The organism is Blautia sp. ZXY-1-C6 (genome assembly GCF_056339875.1).
In genome coordinates, this window is record NZ_JBWJVQ010000188.1 from 1 (window position 1) to 4,407 (window position 4,407).

Annotated in this window: 2 protein-coding genes and 2 pseudogenes; 1 reads left to right on the forward strand and 3 read right to left on the reverse strand. The window is 35.9% G+C overall.

Features of this window, described 5'->3' with window-relative positions; all coding sequences use genetic code 11:
* The 3 genes and pseudogenes from AC075J_RS10565 to AC075J_RS10575 all read right to left on the reverse strand — a co-directional run.
* A pseudogene (locus tag AC075J_RS10565) lies at positions 1 to 835 on the reverse strand (YfcC family protein); the annotation flags it as partial.
* 35 nt (positions 836 to 870) lie between these two features.
* Positions 871 to 2,442, reverse strand: a complete 1,572-nt coding sequence (locus AC075J_RS10570) for an amidohydrolase family protein (RefSeq protein WP_476390311.1) — start codon at positions 2,440 to 2,442, stop codon at positions 871 to 873.
* A gap of 269 nt (positions 2,443 to 2,711) precedes the next feature.
* On the reverse strand, positions 2,712 to 3,434 hold the full coding sequence (locus tag AC075J_RS10575) for a GntR family transcriptional regulator (protein WP_055058817.1): 723 nt from the start codon (positions 3,432 to 3,434) through the stop codon (positions 2,712 to 2,714).
* Between the two features lie 347 nt (positions 3,435 to 3,781).
* On the opposite strand from AC075J_RS10575, the pseudogene AC075J_RS10580 reads away from it, so the two are divergent.
* Positions 3,782 to 4,087, forward strand: a pseudogene (locus AC075J_RS10580) (IS1634 family transposase); the annotation flags it as partial.
* Positions 4,088 to 4,407: the final 320 nt, after the last annotated feature.

Genomic DNA, 4,407 nt, shown 5'->3' on the forward strand with positions numbered 1-4,407 from the left:
TAATTCCGATTACAAAAGTGAGGAGCACCAGCTTCTGACGAATTGTCATTTCCTGATTAAAATCAATATCCGTATTCATTTCTTTTTTCTTGAGCAAATCATCCTGATACGTAATAGACTTTTCAGGATTTTTCTTAATCTTAAATGCTCTCCAGGTTACAAAAGCAATAACCAAAGCCATCATAATCACAAACTGGAGCATTCTAAATACCAGCTGTGGATTTCCCTGAATCCCGGCAATGCCCTGTGCAATCAATACACAAAATGGATTTACTGTAGATGCAGCATAACCAACTGTTGCAGATAAGCAGACTGTCATAAAAGTAGTCATGGAATCATATCCCATTGCAAACATAATTGGCATGATCAATAAATAAAATGGAATCAACTCATCTGACATTCCAAAGGTACTTCCACCCAATCCAAAAAGAACCATTAGAATCGGTATGATCAGAATTTCTTTTGCTCCAAGTTTTTTCACAATCTTCTGAATTCCCATATTCAGTGCATTAGTCTTGGCCATAATCTGAAATACACCGCCGATAATAAAGACAAATGCAAGAACCTCTACCATCTGTTGAATTCCTTTTCCAGGTGCCATAAGTACCTGAGCAATTCCCTGTCTTAAATTTGTTCCATCTTCAAGAACTTTATCTACCGAATGATAAGTTCCTGCTACTGCTACACTTCTTTCTCCTGCAGAAGTTTCCATTACCTTTCGTTCAAACTCACCACTTGGAAGAATCCATGTAAGTATTGCCACTACAATTATCAGGAAAAAAATCAATGTGAGCACATGTGGCATATGAAGTTTGAATTTTTTCTTTTCTTCCATTTTACCTTCCCCTTTTCTTATTGTTTTCTGTCAGATCAGTTTTTTTCTGTCTGACTATTTTCTGTAAAAACGGTTCTTCCGTCCATGATTGTCATTACAACCCTTGCATCCCTGGCATCTACCGGATTAATTTCAAGTAAATTTCTGTCAAACACAGTAATATCTGCCAGTTTCCCTTCTTCTAACGTTCCAAGCACTTCTTCCATACCCAGATTTTTCTGTCCACCGATTGTCCATGCTTTCAGAAGTTCCGGTACAGTAAGAGCATTTTCTGATTGAAATGCTTCAGCACGTCCATCCATGTATCCTCCACAGGAATAATAGATAGATTCCGGTATACTGGTAAGCAGTAACGGTAAATCTGTGGCACCACTTAAATTCATTCCACTGTCTTGCATTTTACGGCGGTTCCAGTAATATTTTCCACGCTCTGTACCTATCGTCTGTTTAATATTATTAATCAGCACATCTGCCGGATCCAGTGACATAATCTGAAAATATAATTCTGCTGTTACCCCAATCCGACCAAGGATTTCCAAATCCTTTGGATCTGTAAACTCCATATCTGTAATTGCATGTCTGTTTTTCAGCTTTCCCTGAACCTTCTTGCATTTCTGATAAATTTCTGTAATTTTTCCTACTGCACCATCTCCCTGTGCATGTAAAGACCATCTGAAATCTTCTGCATCTGCTGCCAGAACGTCTTTTTCAATTTCTTCATATGGAACCGGATCTTTACAGCAGAAATCCTGATTTTCATATGGCTCTTTTAAATCACCCTTATAAGAAGCAATCGTACCATCAGTCATCCGGTTAAAACCACTGAAACGAATCTTATTTCCTGTAAACTGCTCTCTCATTCTGCGGGCATAAACAAGATTCATTCCTTCACCTACAGGCTGTGACATAAAGAAGGTTCTCAGATTAAGATCTTCAGAATCTTCCAGTTCTTTAAGATAATCTGTAAATCCATAGAAGTCATCAAATCCCATTTCCTTTACAGTAGTTACCCCTCTGGAATTCATCATTTTCATATAATCTGAAAATTCCTTTTTAATAAATTCCCGGTCATTCAGATATTCTCTCATGATGCGGTAATAGCTTTCCGGATAACATGTTTCTGCCGAAAACTGATAAATATTTCTGGCTTTCTGATTCATAATACAACAGGAACGATCTGCCGAAAAAATGATCACCGCTTTATTTGGAAATTTCTCTTCCAGCATTTCTTCTCCGTTCTGCCTGTCCCACATCTCCGGATTCCATCCATGCCCCAGTAATGCTCCCTCCGGATGTCTCTTCTGCTCATATTTTCTCAGAATACAGCATCCCTCTTCATTATCTGTCACTTTCGAAAAATCTGCTCCTACATGATAAATTGCATATCCGGTAAAAAATGTATGAGTATCTGTAATTCCCGGCATAACCAGTTCATCCCTGAAATTAAGAACTTCCTGTGCCTGATTCAAAATATCTTTTTCAGGTTTTCCTGCTTTTTTTTCGACAATATGATTTCCACTTAAACACAGATATCCTTCGTAATCTTTCTCATTTATACCGTCAAAAAGATGTTTTGCAATAATCACTTTTGAAAATCTTTTTTTCATTTATCACGTCCTCCTTTCTTGGTTTGTATTATATCATCATATAACGTCATAATACAATATGATCTTTTGGGCAAATCATAACTTTGTGAATTCTTGATATTTTATTCTTTATTTTTTTGTCTATAACACACAAAAAAAGGATTTCCGTTTCTCATTTTCAGAGTATATTTCTGTGCTGAAAACAAGATTTGAAATCCTTCTTTTTATTCAATATAACCTTTCGTGTTTAAACGGTTCTTCACCATCTATTAATATTACATTTTCGTTGTCTATATGGAAATTTTGTAACGTGAACCAGCAATAATTTCATAACTGATATATAAAGGTTCTTCTTTTTCATTATTAATATAGCTTGCCAGAATCATAACAGGTTCTCCTTCATTCATTCTAAGGTATCCTGCCACTGGTTGAGAAACTGTACTGACTTCTACTGTACTTCTCGCTTTTTCAGATTCTTTCATATGATATTCTTTATTGAGAAGACGTGTAAGAGATCCATTTTCCAGCTTTTCCACCTGAAAATCTGGAAGAAAATCGGTTGGAATATAAATATGTTCATAAATAATCGGCAAGTTATCGGCTGACAAAATTCGTTCTATGTGATATATCTTAGTATGTTCAGGTTTAAAAAAATCCTGCTGCCATTCCTGCATTTCCATAATATGACAGGAAATGATATGTGAAGACGGCTTTCTTCCATTTGAACGACACGCTTCAGAAAAACTCATGTTGTTATCATTTTCTATTTTACGATATATTTTGGGTATTTCCACAAAAGTTCCTTTTCCCTGTCTTTTTACAAGAAATCCCTGAGAGCATAACTCTTCAATTGTTCTGCGCACTGTAATCCTGCTGACCTGATAGGCAGCGGATAATTCTCCTTCTGTGGGAATCTGATCTCCCTCCTTATATGTTCCCTTTCGAATCTGATCTTTTATCTCTTTCATTAACTGAGCATATAATGGTAACTGTGATTTTTTATCCAAACTCATTGATGACTCCTTCCATATGCAAACATTATATAATGTTATATTATATCATATTTCTTAGAAAATCGCAAAAAACTGTCAGAAAAAAATCAGAATCCGACATTGTCAGTGAACACGGGAGTTTGACAGTTGAATATAAGAAAAAATGCTTGCAGTCCTTATGGTACCTGCTTTTTTATGTCAAATTTTTTGCTTTATTTTATAGTATTATATAGCATTATTTTCAGAAGTGTGTAGAGGGATTTTCCATGAAAGTAACTACATCAAAATCAAAAAATTCGGAATCCTTTTATATTGCCAAAAGCTATATTAACAATAAGGGAAATGCAAATAAACAAACTTCTTTAAAACCACAGTATGCAAGATATCAGAAATCCGTTTGAGATGCCCAGATAGAACGTGCTGAAAAAATGCTCAGCACCGGTACGATAAAGAAGGAACGTAGGAATCCGAATGATCCTGCTCGATTCATAGGGAAAGTCGCAGCAACTGAAGATGGAGAAACTGCAAAGATCCACAATTATCTGGACACAGAAAAGATCGAACAGGAAGCCTTATATGATGGGATGTATGCAGTAACTACAGACCTCTTAGACGATGACGTAAAAGATATCTTAAAAGTCAGCGAAGGTCGTTGGAATATTATGCCGATATTTTAGAAATGCCGATTTTTGACTTTCTGAAATATTGGATTTATAAGACTTTGTAAATATATCGGCATTTCTCACTATAGAGACGTAATCAGTCATTATTATAGTATTTCATTTGATGAGTATGAGACAATCTATGAGATAAGCGATGTTGATGATGAAGACACGGTATAAACTTAGCGATAGTGACAGTTCCATCTTTAAGGATGATGTGATGTTCAAGTATGCCAATGACGAAGATACTATCAAGCGGCTTTGTGGATTGAAATAAATGCCGATAGTTCATTACTTGTGCCTGACATTGGGTCAGGCATGGAATCTTATAG

Coding starts and splice junctions, on each gene's coding strand:
- AC075J_RS10570 (WP_476390311.1), bottom strand. CDS start 2,442: ATGAAAAAAAGATTTTCAAAAGTGATTATTGCAAAACATCTTTTTGAC.
- AC075J_RS10575 (WP_055058817.1), bottom strand. CDS start 3,434: ATGAGTTTGGATAAAAAATCACAGTTACCATTATATGCTCAGTTAATG.